Source organism: Plantactinospora sp. KLBMP9567 (assembly GCF_033446045.1).
Classification (GTDB): domain Bacteria; phylum Actinomycetota; class Actinomycetes; order Mycobacteriales; family Micromonosporaceae; genus Plantactinospora.
The window spans coordinates 175,689-191,184 of record NZ_JAWQRR010000038.1; the positions used below are offsets into that span (position 1 = coordinate 175,689).

The window sequence follows — 15,496 nt, forward strand, 5'->3', positions numbered from 1 at the left end:
TAACCGGATTAACCGAACAAATCTGACTTCCGGCTGTCCGGGATACGACACCGGTCGATCCCTCCGGGGCCTCCGGCGGGCACTCCATCGAGGGTACTCACGACGACAGACCACCCGGCCACTGGCTCGGCGGCGCGGTCGGTGGGCGGTCACCCACCAACTCGGCCAGCCGGGCCAGCCGGCGTCGCCCGGTGATCCGGTACGCCGGACCGCCGGCCCCCGCGTCGAGCAGCACCGCCGGCAGGCCGATCGCGGCCAGCGCCGCACCGACCGGCTCCCAGCACGCCTCGTCGGCGGCACCGAGCCGGAGCACGAAACCGAGCGGCTCGGGAGCGCCGGCCGCCGCCGCCCAGAGCCGCAGCCGGGGACCGGTCAGGAAGAAGTTGCCGGGCGGCCGCTTCACCGTGCCGCGCAGCCAACCCGCCGCCAGCGGGGCGAGCAGGGTGCTGTAGGAGGTCTGCACCCCGTGCTGCTCCGCCACCCGCCCCAGCCAGCTCGCGGTCAACCCCCGGCGGGCCAGCTCGGCGACGAGTACGTGCACCCGCCAGGCGGCGTCCACCATCGTGGTGATCCGGGCGGTGCCACCCATCCGGACCAGCTCGCCCGGCCCGGCCAGCAGCCCGGCGAGGTCACCGACGGACGGGTCGGCGGCCTCCACCCCGAAGAGCGAGAGCTGCCGTACCGGCGGGGCGGCCGGACTCCTCGTCCCATCCGGCCGCGCAGGCTGCTCCCCTGTTGCCCCGGCCGGCTCGGCACCCGGACCGGGCCGCTCCCGCACCACCCCGACCAGCTCAGGCTGCTCGCCCGTTGCCCCGGACCGCTCATCCACAGCCTCGGGCCGTTCGGCCGTTGCCTGGGACTGCTCATCCACAGCCTCGGGCTGCTCGGCCCCTGCTGCGCCGGGCGGCTGGGGCTGGGACTGCTCATCCACGGCCCCGGGCTGCTCGCCCCCTGCCACGCCGGGCGGCTGGGACGGGGGCGGGGCCGGGATCGGGCCGGTCGGCTCCGAGGGCGGGTCGGGCGGGTCGGGTGGCTCGGAGGCCATGCCGGCCGGGTCGGGCGACTCGGCCGGTACGGGCGGGACGGGGGGCGTCAGCGACACTCCGGAACCTCGTCGAAGGCCCGCTTCAACTCCACCGAATCCAGCTCGCTGGTGTCGAGCGAACTGGATTCGTACTCCTTGTTGAGGGTGTCGACCGCGGCCTTGACGCCGTCGTAGAACTCGCCGGCCTGCCCGGTGCCGAGTGCTTCGATCGCCGCGCCGGCCCGGCCGTAGGCGTCCCGGACGGCGGTCAGCGAGGCGACGAAGCCCTTGGAGACCGCCTCACCTTTCTCGGTGTCCGGTACGCCGGCCGCCTCCACCTTCTGCCGGGCGGTCTCGCTGGCCTGTTCGGCACCTCTGAGCAGCCGGACCAGATTCTCCTTGGCCTGCGCCGGACTGGTCTGCGCGGTCATCTGCTGCTGGGTGCTCCGGGTCAGCGTCCCGATCTCGGCCCGCCACGGTGCCAGCGCCGCACAGACCGCGGCGGCCCAGACCTGCGGGGTGGGTCCCCCGGCGCAGCCCCCGAGGAGCAGGGCGATCGTGCACAGGGCCGCCGTGAACCTTCCGGCGGATGCCGTGCGGGGGGTACGCATGCGTTGCAGCGTACGGGTTGGAGCGGGCTTCGCGAGGGGGGTAATCGGCCGAGCCGCCCCGGACCACCCGTCGAACCACCCCGACCCGCCAGCGGTGCCGCACATCGGGCCGCCTCCAGCCGGCCAGCGGTGCCGGACACCAGTCCACCCCGAGCCGGCCGGTGGGAGGGCCCGCCGTCGCCGGTGTGGGGAACGGATCCGGGCCCGTCACGCGTACGCGACGGGCCCGGATCCGGACTGTCCCGCCTCAGACGTTGGCGGTCTGCGGCTGCTGGTCGGAGCTGCCGCTGCCGGCGCCGGTGTCGGAGTCCGACATGGCCACCGGCTTGCGCTTGCTGAACACCACCGCCGCGACGATGATCAGCGCCGCGACGACCGCGACCCCGATCCGCAGCCCGGTGTTCTTGTCCTCGCCGACGCTCCAGGCCACCACTGCCGGGGCGATCAGCAGCGAGACCAGGTTCATCACCTTGATCAGCGGGTTGATCGCCGGCCCGGCGGTGTCCTTGAACGGATCACCGACCGTGTCACCGATCACCGTGGCCGCGTGCGACTCCGAACCCTTGCCGCCGTACGCGCCGTCCTCGACGAGCTTCTTGGCGTTGTCCCAGGCACCGCCCGAGTTGGCCAGGAAGACCGCCATCAGGGTGCCGGCTCCGATGGCACCGGCCAGGTACGCGGCCAGCGCACCCGGGCCGAGCCCGAAACCGACCGCGATCGGCGCCAGGATGGCCAGCAGCCCCGGGGTTATCAGCTCGCGCTGCGCGTCCCGGGTGCAGATGTCGACCACCTTGCCGTACTCCGGCCGCTGGCTGTAATCCATGATCCCGGGCAGCTCGCGGAACTGCCGGCGTACCTCCATCACCACGGCACCCGCCGAGCGGGAGACCGCGTTGATGGCCAGACCGGAGAAGAGGAACACCACCGCGGCACCGATGATCAGGCCGACCAGGTTGCGCGGGTTGGCCACGTTGAACAGCCCGTCGATCGACAGGTCGGAACCCGCGTCCCGCAGTGCCGTGCCCAGCGTGTCGGTGTACGACCCGAACAGCGCGGTGGCCGCGAGCACCGCCGTGGCGATCGCGATCCCCTTGGTGATCGCCTTGGTGGTGTTGCCGACTGCGTCCAGCTCGGTGAGCGTACGCGCGCCCTGCTCGTCGATGTCGCCGGACATCTCGGCGATGCCCTGCGCGTTGTCGGAGATCGGCCCGAAGGTGTCCATCGCGACGATCACGCCGACCGTGGTGAGCAGACCGGTACCGGCCAGCGCCACCGCGAAGAGCGAGAGCGTGAGCGAGCCGCCACCCAGCAGGAACGCGCCGAAGACCCCGGCCGCGATGAGCAGTGCGGAGTAGACCGCCGACTCCAGGCCGACGCTGATCCCGGCCAGCACCACGGTGGCCGGACCGGTCAGCGACGACTTGCCGATGTCCTGCACCGGTCGCCGGTTGGTCTCGGTGAAGTAGCCGGTCAGCGCCTGGATGGCGGCGGCCAGCACGATGCCGATCACCACGGCGCCGATGGCGAGGATCCGCGGGTCGATCGGGTCCGCCGCCCCCTCGGCGAGGCCGAGCGCGCTGCGCCACTCGTTGCCGAGCATCTCGGCCCAGGTGGCCGGCAGGTAGACGAAGGACATCACCGCGACCAGGATCGCCGAGACCACCGCGGAGGCGTAGAACGCCCGGTTGATCGCGGTGAGCCCGGACCGGTCGCCGGCCCGCAGCCGGGTGATGAACACCCCGAGGATGGCGATCAGCACGCCGATGGTGGAGACGATCAGCGGGAAGACCAGCCCGTGCTCGCCGAAGGCGGCCCGGCCGAGGATCAGCGCGGCGACCAGGGTCACCGCGTACGACTCGAACAGGTCGGCCGCCATGCCGGCGCAGTCACCGACGTTGTCGCCCACGTTGTCGGCGATGGTCGCCGCGTTGCGCGGGTCGTCCTCCGGGATGCCCTGCTCGACCTTGCCGACCAGGTCGGCGCCGACGTCGGCCGCCTTGGTGAAGATTCCGCCGCCGACCCGCATGAACATGGCGAGCAGCGCGGCACCGAAACCGAAGCCCTCCAGCACGGTCGGCGCGTCACCCTTGTAGATCAGGACGACCGCCGCCGCACCGACCAGGCCGAGGCCGACGGTGAGGAAGCCGACCACGCCGCCGGTGCGGAACGCGATCTGCATCGCCGCTTCCCGGCCGCCCTGGTGTTCCCGGGCGGCGGCCGCGACCCGCAGGTTGGCGCGGGTGGCCAGGGCCATGCCGGCGCCACCGATGAACGCACTGAACAGGGCACCGACCACGAAGAAGCCCGATCGGCCGATCTTCACCAGCGTCTCGCTGCCCTCGGTCTCGTGCACCGGCAGCAGGAAGAGCAGGATCACGGCGGCCACGACGAAGATGGCGAGGGTGCGGAACTGCCGGAGCAGGTAGGCCGAGGCCCCCTCCTGCACGGCCCCCGCGATCTCCTGCATCTTCTCGGTGCCTCTGCCGGTCGAGAGCACGGCCTTGGTCAGCGCACCCGCGAAGCCGAGCGCCACCAGGGCGATAACCGCCGCGACGACGACGTACGACAGGTTCTCGCCGCCGAGGGACAGCCCGCCACCATCGGCGGCCCTATATACGGACATCTATGTCCTCCTGTACCGAACACTCGCGCCGGGCCGGCGGACGAACCGGCCAGACGTCTCCACGCGTGGAGCGACAAATTCGCAAGCGTTCCGCCGACCCACGGCCCCCGCGATCGGCGAAGCTCCCCCACCCACAGGAGCGGGACCAGCACACTTGCTGATAACCCCGGGTACTCTAGCGGGCCGTCGTGTTGGAGGTCACACAGAGGACCCGCCCGGTCGCGATGATCTTCGTCGCTGTGTTAGCCGCGCGGTTCTGATAATGCGGGTGCCGGCGAGCAGCCGGGCTACCGCCCGAGCGGCCAGGCCATCCGGACCTCGGTACCGACGCCCTCGTCGACCGGACGCACCTGGAGGTCCTCGACAAAGCCCGCGAGCAGGGCAAACCCGACACCCACCGTCAGCGCCTCGTCGGTCAGCGACTCGTCGGCCAGCTCGTCGGGGGGCAGCGCGGCCAACCCCAACCCGGCCTCGATCGGCGCCCGGTCGATCACCCGGACGGTGTACGCCGGACCGTCCGACATCTCGACCAGCACGAGATCGCTCAGCCCGTACTGGCGGTGCAGGGCGACCGCCCGGGCGCAGGCCTCACCGATCGCCAGTCGTACCTCGTCGAGCAGTTCCTCGGGCACGCCGGCCCGCCGGGCCACCGCGACCCCGACCAACCGGGCGGTGCGGACGTGGACCGGGGCCGGGGTGAAGGAGAGTTTGACCTTCGACATCACGCGTCGGCCGTCGACATCAGGCATCGGCACCGGAGGAGTCGGCCGACGTGGCGGCGTCCAGCGTGGGGTAGATCGGGAACACCTGGTCGAGGGCGGTGATCCGGAAGATCTTGAGCAGCGGCTCCTTGTCGCAGATCAGCCCGAAGGTCCCGCCGACGGGACGCAGCCGCTTGAGCGCCCCCACCAGCACGCCGAGGCCGGTCGAGTCGAGGAAGTCCACCCGACCCAGGTCCACCACGATCGCCCGGGACCCGCCGTCGATCAGCTCGACCAGACGTTCGCGCAGCCGCGGAGCGGTGTAGACGTCGACCTCGCCGCCAACCTCCAACACCGTGTACTCACCGATGGCGCGGGTCGTCAGCGACAGATCCATCAGTCCTCCTCTGACCGGCCTGGAACGCTCCTGGGCATCTAACCATCGACCAGCGGACCGTGCAGCGACGGCGGCCCGACCGCGACCCGGCCTTCCGACGCACGTACGAGAGTGCGAGAGTGCAGGGCGTGACGTTTCCCGCAACAGTATCGGCCGGTACCGGGGTCGGGGACTCCCGCCCGGCCGGTCGCCCCGGCGCGGGTGAGCTGCTGGACCTGCTGCGCGCCCGGGCGCACGGCGGCACGACCGGGACCCCGGTGACACATGTCGAGCGGGTGCCGGCCCGGCCGGGCACGGTGGTCGACTGGCCGGAGTGGGTGCCGGCGGAGCTGCGCGCGGCCCTCGCCGGGCAGGGCGTGGTCGCGCCGTGGCGGCACCAGGCCGAGGCGGCCGGGCACGCGTACGCCGGCCGGCACGTGGTGGTCGCCACCGGCACCGCGTCGGGAAAGTCGCTCGCGTACCAGCTCCCGGCGCTGGCCACGCTGCTCGCCGACCCCCGGGCCACCGTCCTCTACCTCGCCCCGACCAAGGCGCTCGCCGCCGACCAGCTCCGGGCCGTCGCCGCGCTGGGCCTCGACGGGGTACGGCCGGCGTGTTACGACGGCGACACCCCGCGCGCCGAGCGGGACTGGATCCGAGCGCACTCCCGGTTCGTGCTGACCAACCCGGACATGCTGCACCACGGCATCCTGCCCGGGCACGCCAGGTGGTCCGCCTTCCTGCGCCGGCTGGCGTTCGTGGTGGTCGACGAGTGTCACACCTACCGGGGCGTCTTCGGATCGCACGTGGCACACGTACTGCGCCGGCTGCGGCGGCAGGCGGCGCGCTATCCGGGTACCCCCAGGTCGGTGCCGGGGCAGCGGGGCGCGGCCGGCGGTCCCGGGCCGGCACCGGACGGGCCGGTCTTCGTGCTGGCGTCGGCGACCTCGGGCGACCCGGCCGCGGCGGCCGAGCGGCTGACCGGGCTGCCGGTCACCGCAATCACCGAGGACACCGCGCCGCGCGGCGGGTTGACCTTCGCGCTCTGGGAGCCGCCGCTGCTGCCGCCCCCGACCGGCGGCCCGGACCCGGCCCACCTCGCCGACGAGGTGACAGCGGGCGCCGGGCTCGACGCCGCCCCGGTACGCCGCTCCGCGTTGCGGGAGACCGCCGACCTGCTCGGCGACACGGTCGCGGCCGGAGTCCGGACGCTGGCCTTCGTCCGGTCCCGGCGCGGGGCCGAGGTGATCGCCACCACCGCCCGGCGCTCGCTTGACGAGGCCGTGCCCGGCCTGGGCGCCCGGGTCGCCGCCTACCGGTCCGGCTACCTGCGCGAGGAGCGCCGCTCGCTGGAGCAGGCGCTGCTCGGCGGTGAGTTACTCGGGCTCGCCTCGACCAGCGCGCTGGAACTCGGCGTCGACCTGGTCGGCCTGGACGCGGTGCTGATCTGCGGCTACCCCGGCACCCGGGCCTCGCTCTGGCAGCAGGCTGGCCGGGCTGGGCGCTCCGGCGGGGAGGCGCTGGCGGTGCTGGTGGCCCGGGACGACCCGCTGGACACCTATCTGGTGCACCATCCGGAGGCGTTGTTCGGCCGGCCGGTCGAGGCGACCGTGCTCGACCCGGCCAACCCGTACGTGCTGGGGCCACAGCTCTGCTGCGCGGCGGCGGAGTCCCCGCTGACCCCGGCCGACCTGGAACTCTTCGGCGAGGGGGCGAAGGAGGCGGTCGACGCGCTGGTGGCCGGCGGCGCGCTCCGGCGGCGCCCGACCGGGTGGTACTGGCGGCACACCGGGCGGCCCGAGGTGGACCTGCGCGGCACCGGCGGCGCCCCGGTGGACGTGGTCGAGTCGTCGACCGGCCGGCTGCTCGGCACGGTCGACCCGGCGTCGTCGCACTTCCAGGTCCACCCCGGCGCCGTCTACCTGCACCAGGGCGTGTCGTACGTGGTGGACGACCTCAATCTCGACGACGGGTGCGCGCTGGTGCACGCCGAGGAGCCGGACTGGTCCACCCATCCCCGGGACGTCACCTCGCTCTCCGTCGTCTCGGTCCGCTCCTACCTCGACTGCGGCCCGGTCGGGATGTTCCTCGGCGAGGTCGACGTGACCAGCCAGGTGGTGTCGTACCAGCGCCGCCGGCTCGCCTCCGGCGAGGTGCTGGCCACCCTGCCGCTGGACCTGCCCGCCCGGGAGCTGCGTACGGTCGCGGTCTGGTTCACTGTCTCGCCGGAGTCGCTGGCGGCAGCCGGAGTGGAGGCGGCCGAGGTACCCGGCGCACTGCACGCGGCCGAGCACGCAGCGATCGGGCTGCTGCCACTGGTCGCCACCTGCGACCGCTGGGACATCGGTGGGCTCTCCACGGCCAACCATCCGGACACCGAGGCGCCGACCGTCTTCGTCTACGACGGGCATCCGGGCGGCGCGGGCTTCGCCGAGCGGGCGTACCGGGCGGCGTCGGCGTGGCTCTCCGCGACCCGGGACGCGATCGCCGAGTGCGGCTGCGAGGCCGGCTGCCCGTCCTGCGTGCAGTCCCCGAAGTGCGGAAACGGCAACAACCCGCTGGCCAAGCCGGAGGCGGTCCGGGTCCTCGACGTGGTGCTGACCAACCTGGCCAAGATGGCTCCGGCCGAGCCCGCTGACACCTGATCGCGCTTGATCACCAGGCCGATCGCGGATAGTCGGTATTCGCATGCATGGATCTATGCGGATCCGGTTAAGTTACGCTGGGAGCGCTTCCACGGATCCGCCTGAGGAGGACGTCGTGGCCGACACCATCGCCGAGACCGTCGAACTGCTGTACACCATCGACCAGGCACATCTGACCGTCGACCAGCAGATCGCTCTCTCGCAGGCGTACGCGGCACTGGCCCAGGCGGAACGCCTGGACCAGATCCACCAGATGCTGCACAGCATCCACCAGGTGCTGAACAGCTGGGTGGTACGCCGGGCCACCGAGGGCAGCATCCGCTGACGGCGTTGGCAGCGGGTCACCCGGTCAGCCACCGGCAGTCCGCCGAGGCGCGGCACCGTCCGCCGAGGGACACACAGAAGGGACCCCGTCCCGCGGATCTTCCGCGAAGGGGTCCCTTCCGCGCAGCCCGAGTTGCCCTCAGCCCGACTTGCCCTCAGCCGGACTTGGCCTCAGCCGGACTTGGCCTCCGGACTTGGCCTGCCGGACTTGGCTTCAGCCGGAGACGGAGAAGCTGTTGGTAACGAAGTCCCGGCCGCCGGCGGACGAGGTGATCTCGTAGCCGAGCTGGACGTCCCCGATCGTGACGTCACCGAACCAGCCACGGTCGCGGATCCAGGTGGCGATGCCCCGGATGTCGACGGTGCCGGAGTTGGTGTTGCTGGTCCGGATGAACGAGTAGACCTGGTTGGATCCGTTCGAACCGCGGTAGATGTCCCAGGAGTGCCCACCGACAGATGCCCTGACCTGGAAACTGCCGAGCGGGCCGACCGGCCCGTACTTGTTCATCCAGAGCATGATCTCGTGCCCGTGGTCGGTGGTCCAGATGTCGTACGCCGTGGTGTAGGCGATGCCGCTGCCGCTGGTCGGCACCGTCACGTTGAAGCTGCTGGTGACGTTGCCCAGGGCGCTGACCCGGCGACCGATGTACCGGGTCGCGTTCGGGTACGCCTTGATCCCACCGGTGTTCGGGTGGTCGGCCCAGACTCCCCAGTTGCTCGGCGAGTTGGCCCAGATGGTCTGCGGGCCGTATCCCGAGCCCCAGATGTTGTTGTAGAGCGTGTAGCCGCCACTGGACCAGGTGCCCCAGCGGTCGCTGGAACTCCAGACGGCAGCCTGGACGGGCGCGGGTGCGGCGGTGACGGTCAGCACGACGGCGAGCGCGAACGCGCCGATCGTCAGACGTGCGGTGCGCAGCACGATGACCTCCTTGTCGGCCCGGCGCTGACGGGACGGACGCCGGGATAGCCGGAGCAGTCGAGGGCTCGACTGCGGCCTGGAGATGGCGCGCGCGACATCGCTCACCGAAAATTTAGTTTTGGTTCCAAACTAAGTCAATAGATGTCCACCGATCACATTCGGGCGAAGCCGCGCCCCTCGCGATCGGCTACCGTCGGCGGATGGCCACCCCGGCGCCGCTAGTACCGATATCAGCTGCCCGGCGGACTTCGCACGCTGGGTGGCGTCGGTGGCCGTACCGGGGTTGGCCGAACCGGTCAGCTACGTGGTGGACCTGACCGGTGTACTCCGGCTGGCGCCGAGGCGCAGTGAGCACGTCGCCTGCGCCGGTGGGCAGGACGTACTCGGTGCCGGGGAGGTCGCCTTCACGCACGAGCGGGCCGGCGGGCGGAATGCTCCGTCTGGTCATTGGGTCGTCAGTTATCTCAGCAACCAGTCGACCGGCTACTGCCCCGACCTCGACTCCTGGCCGGCGGTGGCCTCCGCGCTCGACCGGGCCGAACTGCCGCACCCGGACGGCTTCACCGCCGGCCTGGTCTTTCGCCGCTGCCCGGACTGCGGATTGCGCAACGTGGTGCGGGACGACGACTTCAGCTGCGTCGCCTGCGTTGGGGACCTGCCTCGACGGTGGAACCTCGACCGGAGGTAGCCGAGCCGAACGAGGCGGCCGAACGCATGCAGCACCGGGGCGGATTGTCGCCGACGTGTCAGCCGGGCTGGCTCCCTCGCCCCGGACTGGTCCGGCTCGGGCTGTCGCGCGGGCAACCCTGGTCATCCCGGGCAGTGGTTCGACCGTCACCTCGGCGGTGACCTGGAGGTCGAACCCGTCGAGCGTGCAGCCGGTGATCCGGGCGCTGTTGGCGGCGGCGATGACCGCCGCCCGGGCACAGGCTCGATCCGGGCCGTCCAGCGCGTAGGCCGCGCCAGCGAGCGCGCCGAGGTCTGCCGCGACCCGAGCCTGGTGCCCGGCCACCCGGGCGGCGCCGATCGCCGCCGCGCCAAGGCTGAACACCACCAGTACCAGGCCTACGGCGAGCAGCCACACGGTGGCGCTGCCCCGATCGGATCCGCCGCCGTTCGAGCCCGGCCGGCAGCCTGCTGCGGAACGTCTGGCCGAGCGGAGTTGCCGATCAGGACCCTGGACCGATCGGCGGCACCGAGCCCGCCTCCGCCGGGTCCAGTCGAGTCCGGAACGCGCCCGGGTCGCGCTCGCGGCGCGGTCGGTCGTCATGACAGCGGCTCGGGTGCACCGGGCTCGACGGCCGCCACCGCGATCGCACTCACCGTCAACCGGGGCAACCGCGCACCGAGCGCGCGCACCGGTGCCCGTACGGTGGCCACCACCCGGTCGCCGTCCACCGAGACCGACACCTCCGCGCCCGGTGGTGCCGCCCGGGCACCGGCAGGTACTCCCGGGGCACCGCGGGAGGCGGCCAGGGCCGCCTCCCGCGCCGCGTCCACGCACTGTCCCTTGGTGGTCACCGCGTTCACGGCGGTGAGCCCGGCGAGCAGCAACAACAGCAGCGCCGGCAGGCCGGCCGCCAACTCGGCGGTGAACGAGCCCCGGTCGCGGTCGCCCAGCCAGCGCCGGCTCACGACAGGGCCCGGTCGATCACGCTCGCCAGTGCGGCCTGCACCCGGCCGGAGGTGAGTACCTTCAGCAGGATCCCGGCGAAGGCGACGGCGGCGAGGGTGCCGACGGCGTACTCGGCGGTGTTCATCCCGGCGTCGCCGCGGAGCCGGGCAATCAACTTGCGCAGCATTGAGTTCCCTTCTCGAATCGGTCACAGCACGTCGCCGAGTACGGCGACGATCACCGGCACCAGGCCGGCGAGAATGAAGGCGGGCAGGAAACACAGGCCGAGCGGCAACACGATCAGCACACCGGCCCGCCGGGCCGCCGCCTCGGCGCCGGTCACCCGGTCGGCCCGCAGGTCGTCGGCAAGTCGGGTCAAGGCTCCGGCCAGTGCCGCGCCACTCGTCGAGGAGCGGACCGCCGCCGACGTCAGCCGCTCCGCGCCCGGCACCGGCCCGAGGCGCGCCCACGCCTCCTCCGCCGTACCGCCGAGCCGGAGGGTCCGGCCGACCTCGGTGAGGCGCTCACCGAGTGGGCCGGCGAGCGCCTCCGCGACGGCGCAGACGGCACGGTCGACCGGTGCGCCGGCCCGTAGCGCCGCCGCGAGCAGGTCGGCGGCGAGCGGCAGGTCGGCTGACTCGCGCAGCCGACGCCGCCGGACAGCCGCTGGCTCGAGCCGGCGGAGCAACCGGTCGAGGCCGACCGCCGTCGTCACCCCGAGCAGTACGCCCAGCCAGCCGCCAAGCAACACTCCAGCCGCGAGCCCGGCCAACCCGGCCGCGAGCCGGACGAGATCGATCCGGCCCGACCAGCCCGGCCGGCTCTCGTCCCACCCGCGCCGGCTCTGCCCCGACCCGCGCCCAGACCGTCCGTCGGCGCGCTCACCGACGTCGTCGAGCGCGTGGGTCGTGACGTGGCGCGATCGACGACCGGTCAGCCCGGCTGCCCGAGTGGACAGTCCGGCGGGATTACGTGGCCGCGGCCGTTGGCGGAGTCGACCGAGCGCGGAGAGCCGCCGTCGGGACGACCGGCGAGCGGGCACCCCGACCAGCGTCAGCAGCAGAGCGAGACCGGTCAGAGCTCCCGGGACAAGGGTCCGCACCGTCGTCAGCGCCCCGAGGTGGCGACGGACGCGAGCCGGCCAGCCTCATCGACTCGGCCACCGAACCTGTCGACCCCACCGCCCTCACCAGCGAGCCCGCCGAACCCACCACCGAACCTGCCGATTCCGCCGGACCTGTCGGCCCCGCCGAACCCGCCGAACCCGCCGCGCAATCTGTCGGCCCCGCCGGCACTTCCGCCAACCCCGTCGCCCCGGTCAGCCCGGTCGACCCCGTCAGCCCGGTCGTCCCGGTCGGCCTCGCTGCCGATCCGGTCCGCGCGGCCGGCGCCGCTGAGGCGACTCGCCCAGACCAGGCCGGTGAGTTGCAGGAGGATGGCGCCGACCGCGCAGGCGGCGCCGATCGGGGTGTGCAACAGGATCTCCAGCGGGTCGACGCCGATGCCGTAGCCCAGGGCGATGCCGCCGGCCGGTAGTCCCGCCAGCAACCAGGCGGTGGCACGTGCACCGGCTGCCTGCGCCTCGGCGGCGGCCAGCCCTCGGCCCATCGCCCGCGCGTCGGCCTCGATCCGCTCCAGCAGGTCGGCCAAGGGCGCCCCGGTCTGCTCGGCGAGGCGCACCGCCGACCGGGCAAGACCGGCCAGTCGGTCCGATCCGTCGGCCGCCAACATGACGGTCGACGGTGGCAGCCCGGCTCGCAGGTCGGCAGCGAGGCCGCAGAGTGCGTCGAGTTGGCGGCGCTGTGCCCGCTCGGCCGACCGGCCGGCCCGGCGGCGCAACAGACCGTGTATCGCCAGTCCGGTGTAGGCAGCGACGGCGAGTCCCGCGACCGGACCGCCGGCGAGGGTCCCGCCGACGCTGCCCAGCACGACACCGACGACCACGGCCCGCCGAGGCGGCACAGAGGCCAACAGCCGATCCAGCGCGGTCGACCAGGACTTCCGCGACTTCGCCGAGCCGACCTCTGCCGGCCAGCCTCTCGGGTCGGGCCGGTGGGCGGTGCTCTCCATGGCATGGCGCCCGCCGATCACCGCCCGACGCCGGGCCCGGGCGCGGCTGACCGGCCAGCCGACCAGGATCGCCGCGCCGGCCAGGCAGACGGCCGCCAGCCACCAGGCGATCACGGCGTACCCCGGGTGATCTCCCGCCGGCCGGGGGAGGGTTGTGGCCAGGACCGGGACGCGGCGTCCAGCAGGGGCGGTACCGGCACTCCCCGCTCGGCGATCAGCGCGGCCAGCGCCGGAGCAGCCGGCCCGAGACCCCGGTCCCGGCGCCAGGCCGGTACGACGGTGACCAGGCGCTCCGGCCCCGCCGGCAGCAACAGGCAGACCGCCTCCAGCACCCGCCCCGTCGACGCGCGGCGGACCTGGAGCAGCACCTGGAGCGCGGCGGCCACCTGGGCGTGCAGGGCCGGCCGGGGCAGCCCGCCGAGCAGCCCCAGTGCCTCCAACCGGGCCGGCACGTCCGCCGGAGCGTTGGCATGCAAGGTGCCGGCCCCGCCGTCGTGCCCGGTGTTCAGGGCGGAGAGCAGGTCGACCACCTCCGCGCCTCGGCACTCACCGACCACCAGCCGGTCGGGCCGCATCCGCAGGGCTTGGCGCACGAGGTCGCTCAGCCCGACCGAGCCGGCGCCTTCCACATTCGAGGTGCGGGCCTGGAGGCCGACAACGTGTGGATGCACGGGCCGCAGCTCGGCAGCGTCCTCGACCAACACGATCCGTTCGGTCGGCGGTACCAGGCCGAGCAGCGTGTTCAGCAGCGTCGTCTTGCCCGACCCGGTCCCGCCGACGACCAGGTAGGCGAGCCGGGCGGCGACCACCGCCGCGAGCAACGTGGCGGCGGCGCGGGGCAGGGTGCCGTGGCGTACCAGGTCGTCGAGGGTGAACGGACGCTGGCGGAAGGTACGCAACGACAGGTAGGGCCCGCTGGTCGCCACCGGCGGCAGTACGGCATGCAGCCGGGTACCGTCCGGCAGCCGCGCGTCGACGTACGGGCTGCCCTCGTCCAGCCGTCGACCGCAGGCGGCGGCGAGCCGCTGGGCCAGCCGGCGTACCTCGTCGGGGCCGCCGAGTGGCACCGACACCGGAGACAGCCCGGTGCCCCGGTCGACCCAGACCTCGCTGCCGTTGACCAGTACGTCGGTGACCCGGTCGTCGGTGAGCAGGGGCGTCAGCGGGCCGGCACCGACCAGGTCGTGGTGCACCCGGGTGGCCATGCGCAGCACGGTGGTGTCGCCGAGGACGGCGGCGCCGGGCTCGGCACGTACCGCCGCGACGACGGCGGCCGGGGTCACGGTCGTCCCCTCGGCGGCGAACCGGCGCCGGACCCGGGCGGCCAGATCGTGCCTCATTGCCGGGCCGCCTCGGCGCGGGTGCCCCGACTCCGGGCCACGTCAGTGCGGGCAACCCGGTCCTGCCGCGCGCCGGTGTGGGAGGCCCGACCCTGGACCGCGTCAGTGTGGGCGCGTCGGCCCTGGGCCGGGTCGGTCCGGGAGACCCGCTTCCGGGCGGTCATCGCGCCTCGGCCGGAACGCCGGCCGCACCCGTGAGGTCGGTGATGATGCGCTGGCAGAGCGCCGCCAGCGGACCGCGCCCGGCAGCCGCCGGGGCCTCGCCGCGTTCCAGGTTGCGACAGAGCCCCGGCTCGGGTCGCAGCGTGCCGACCAGTGGCAGGTCAAGTACCCGGGCGACCTCCCGAGCCTTGAGCCGGCCCGGGGCCGGGCCGCGCACGATGACCGAGAGGTTGGCGCAGTGCAGCCCGGCGACCGCGGCCACCCGGGCCGCCGCTGCGGTAGCCCGCAATTCGGCGGGAACGAGTACGAACGCCTGGTCGGCAGCTTGTAGTGCGATCACCGCCGCGTCGTCGAGCTGTCGGGGCAGGTCGACGACGACGATGTCCCGGCCACGCCGGCCGGCGTCCATGGTGGCCGCCATCGCCTCGGCCGGCAACGCCAGCAGGTCGCCGCGATCCCAGGAGAGCATCACCAGGTCGCCCCGACTCGGCAGTGCCCGGACCAGCGCGGGCGCGTCGACCCGACCGTCCGCTTCGGTCAGCGCGGGCCAGCGCAGGCCCTCCAACTGCTCCCAGCCGAGCACCAGATCGAGGCCGCCGCCGAGCGGATCGGCGTCGACCAGCAGCGTGCGCAGGCCGCACCGGGCCGCCGTGATGGCGAGCCCACCGGCCAGTACGCTCGCGCCGGCCCCGCCGCGCCCGCCGATCACCGCGACGATCCGGGCCGGGCCACCCACGGCACCCTGACCGGTGACACACTCGCCGAACCGGTCGACCAGCCAGGGCTCGGCCGCCGGCAGCACGGCGACGTGCTCGGCGCCGAGCAACTCGGCCACCTCCCAGCCGCCATCCCCTTCCCCGGCACGGCCCACCAGAACCATCCGGGGCCGGCGGGGCAGCCTCGCCCGTAGGCAGGCCTGCGCCTGGTCGGTGCCGACCACCACCAGCGGCGCGGCGGCCCACCGGGACCGGGCCGACGCCGGATCGGCGGCCACCTCCACCTCGCCGCCACCCGCCGCGGCGAGCCGGAGCAGTTCGTCGAGTAGCTCGTTGTCCGAGGTCACGACCAGGGGCAGGCGCGGTCCGG

General features: G+C 73.5%; 15 protein-coding genes and 1 pseudogene. 3 read left to right on the forward strand and 13 right to left on the reverse strand.

The features are described from left to right. Window positions 1–97: 97 nt before the first annotated feature. From R6Y94_RS28145 to R6Y94_RS28165, 5 genes are all read right to left on the reverse strand, one after another. Window positions 98–790: a hypothetical protein gene (locus R6Y94_RS28145; protein ID WP_412102910.1), complete on the reverse strand. Its 693-nt coding sequence runs from the start codon at window positions 788–790 to the stop codon at window positions 98–100. Between the two features lie 302 nt (window positions 791–1,092). Continuing rightward, a complete protein-coding gene (locus R6Y94_RS28150; RefSeq protein WP_318398859.1) occupies window positions 1,093–1,635 on the reverse strand; it encodes a hypothetical protein in 543 nt (180 codons plus the stop codon). 247 nt (window positions 1,636–1,882) lie between these two features. Next, complete coding sequence (locus R6Y94_RS28155; protein WP_318398860.1) at window positions 1,883–4,258, reverse strand: sodium-translocating pyrophosphatase; 2,376 nt, start codon at window positions 4,256–4,258, stop codon at window positions 1,883–1,885. A gap of 287 nt (window positions 4,259–4,545) precedes the next feature. Continuing rightward, window positions 4,546–4,983 (reverse strand): ATP-binding protein, encoded by a 438-nt coding sequence (locus R6Y94_RS28160; protein ID WP_318398905.1) that lies wholly within the window; start codon window positions 4,981–4,983, stop codon window positions 4,546–4,548. Between the two features lie 16 nt (window positions 4,984–4,999). Next, window positions 5,000–5,356 (reverse strand): STAS domain-containing protein, encoded by a 357-nt coding sequence (locus R6Y94_RS28165; RefSeq protein ID WP_318398861.1) that lies wholly within the window; start codon window positions 5,354–5,356, stop codon window positions 5,000–5,002. Window positions 5,357–5,415: 59 nt separating this feature from the next. Here R6Y94_RS28165 and R6Y94_RS28170 point away from each other — a divergent pair, with 59 nt between their 5' ends. Next, window positions 5,416–7,980 (forward strand): DEAD/DEAH box helicase, encoded by a 2,565-nt coding sequence (locus R6Y94_RS28170; protein WP_412102902.1) that lies wholly within the window; start codon window positions 5,416–5,418, stop codon window positions 7,978–7,980. Window positions 7,981–8,095: 115 nt separating this feature from the next. Continuing rightward, window positions 8,096–8,305, forward strand: a complete 210-nt coding sequence (locus R6Y94_RS28175; RefSeq protein WP_107262234.1) for a hypothetical protein — start codon at window positions 8,096–8,098, stop codon at window positions 8,303–8,305. 213 nt (window positions 8,306–8,518) lie between these two features. Here R6Y94_RS28175 and R6Y94_RS28180 read toward each other — a convergent pair whose 3' ends face one another. Next, window positions 8,519–9,328 carry a GH12 family glycosyl hydrolase domain-containing protein gene (locus R6Y94_RS28180; RefSeq protein WP_318398862.1) on the reverse strand — a complete coding sequence of 270 codons (810 nt, stop codon included), beginning with the start codon at window positions 9,326–9,328 and terminating at the stop codon, window positions 8,519–8,521. A gap of 163 nt (window positions 9,329–9,491) precedes the next feature. Here R6Y94_RS28180 and R6Y94_RS28185 point away from each other — a divergent pair, with 163 nt between their 5' ends. Further along, window positions 9,492–9,911 (forward strand): hypothetical protein, encoded by a 420-nt coding sequence (locus tag R6Y94_RS28185; RefSeq protein ID WP_318398910.1) that lies wholly within the window; start codon window positions 9,492–9,494, stop codon window positions 9,909–9,911. A 78-nt stretch (window positions 9,912–9,989) separates the two neighbouring features. Here the strand turns inward: R6Y94_RS28185 and R6Y94_RS45340 are convergent. The 7 genes and pseudogenes from R6Y94_RS45340 to ssd all read right to left on the reverse strand — a co-directional run. Then, window positions 9,990–10,493 (reverse strand): annotated as a pseudogene (locus R6Y94_RS45340) (Rv3654c family TadE-like protein); the annotation flags it as partial. Next, window positions 10,490–10,858, reverse strand: coding sequence for a TadE family type IV pilus minor pilin (locus R6Y94_RS28195; protein WP_318398863.1), 369 nt, complete (start codon window positions 10,856–10,858; stop codon window positions 10,490–10,492). The gene R6Y94_RS28195 and the pseudogene R6Y94_RS45340, both read right to left, overlap by 4 nt. After that, window positions 10,855–11,025 (reverse strand): DUF4244 domain-containing protein, encoded by a 171-nt coding sequence (locus R6Y94_RS28200; RefSeq protein ID WP_101368449.1) that lies wholly within the window; start codon window positions 11,023–11,025, stop codon window positions 10,855–10,857. The genes R6Y94_RS28195 and R6Y94_RS28200 overlap by 4 nt, the downstream gene beginning before the upstream one ends. Before the next feature lie 21 nt (window positions 11,026–11,046). Beyond that, on the reverse strand, window positions 11,047–11,637 hold the full coding sequence (locus R6Y94_RS28205; protein ID WP_318398907.1) for a type II secretion system F family protein: 591 nt from the start codon (window positions 11,635–11,637) through the stop codon (window positions 11,047–11,049). 308 nt (window positions 11,638–11,945) lie between these two features. Further along, window positions 11,946–13,022 (reverse strand): hypothetical protein, encoded by a 1,077-nt coding sequence (locus R6Y94_RS28210; RefSeq protein WP_318398864.1) that lies wholly within the window; start codon window positions 13,020–13,022, stop codon window positions 11,946–11,948. Further along, window positions 13,019–14,248: a TadA family conjugal transfer-associated ATPase gene (locus R6Y94_RS28215; protein ID WP_318398865.1), complete on the reverse strand. Its 1,230-nt coding sequence runs from the start codon at window positions 14,246–14,248 to the stop codon at window positions 13,019–13,021. The genes R6Y94_RS28210 and R6Y94_RS28215 overlap by 4 nt, the downstream gene beginning before the upstream one ends. Window positions 14,249–14,408: 160 nt before the next feature. Next, window positions 14,409–15,473 carry a septum site-determining protein Ssd gene (gene ssd, locus R6Y94_RS28220; protein ID WP_318398908.1) on the reverse strand — a complete coding sequence of 355 codons (1,065 nt, stop codon included), beginning with the start codon at window positions 15,471–15,473 and terminating at the stop codon, window positions 14,409–14,411. Window positions 15,474–15,496 lie beyond the last annotated feature (23 nt).

Coding starts and splice junctions, on each gene's coding strand:
- R6Y94_RS28215 (WP_318398865.1), bottom strand. CDS start 14,248: ATGAGGCACGATCTGGCCGCCCGGGTCCGGCGCCGGTTCGCCGCCGAG.
- R6Y94_RS28165 (WP_318398861.1), bottom strand. CDS start 5,356: ATGGATCTGTCGCTGACGACCCGCGCCATCGGTGAGTACACGGTGTTG.
- R6Y94_RS28200 (WP_101368449.1), bottom strand. CDS start 11,025: ATGCTGCGCAAGTTGATTGCCCGGCTCCGCGGCGACGCCGGGATGAAC.
- R6Y94_RS28155 (WP_318398860.1), bottom strand. CDS start 4,258: ATGTCCGTATATAGGGCCGCCGATGGTGGCGGGCTGTCCCTCGGCGGC.
- R6Y94_RS28150 (WP_318398859.1), bottom strand. CDS start 1,635: ATGCGTACCCCCCGCACGGCATCCGCCGGAAGGTTCACGGCGGCCCTG.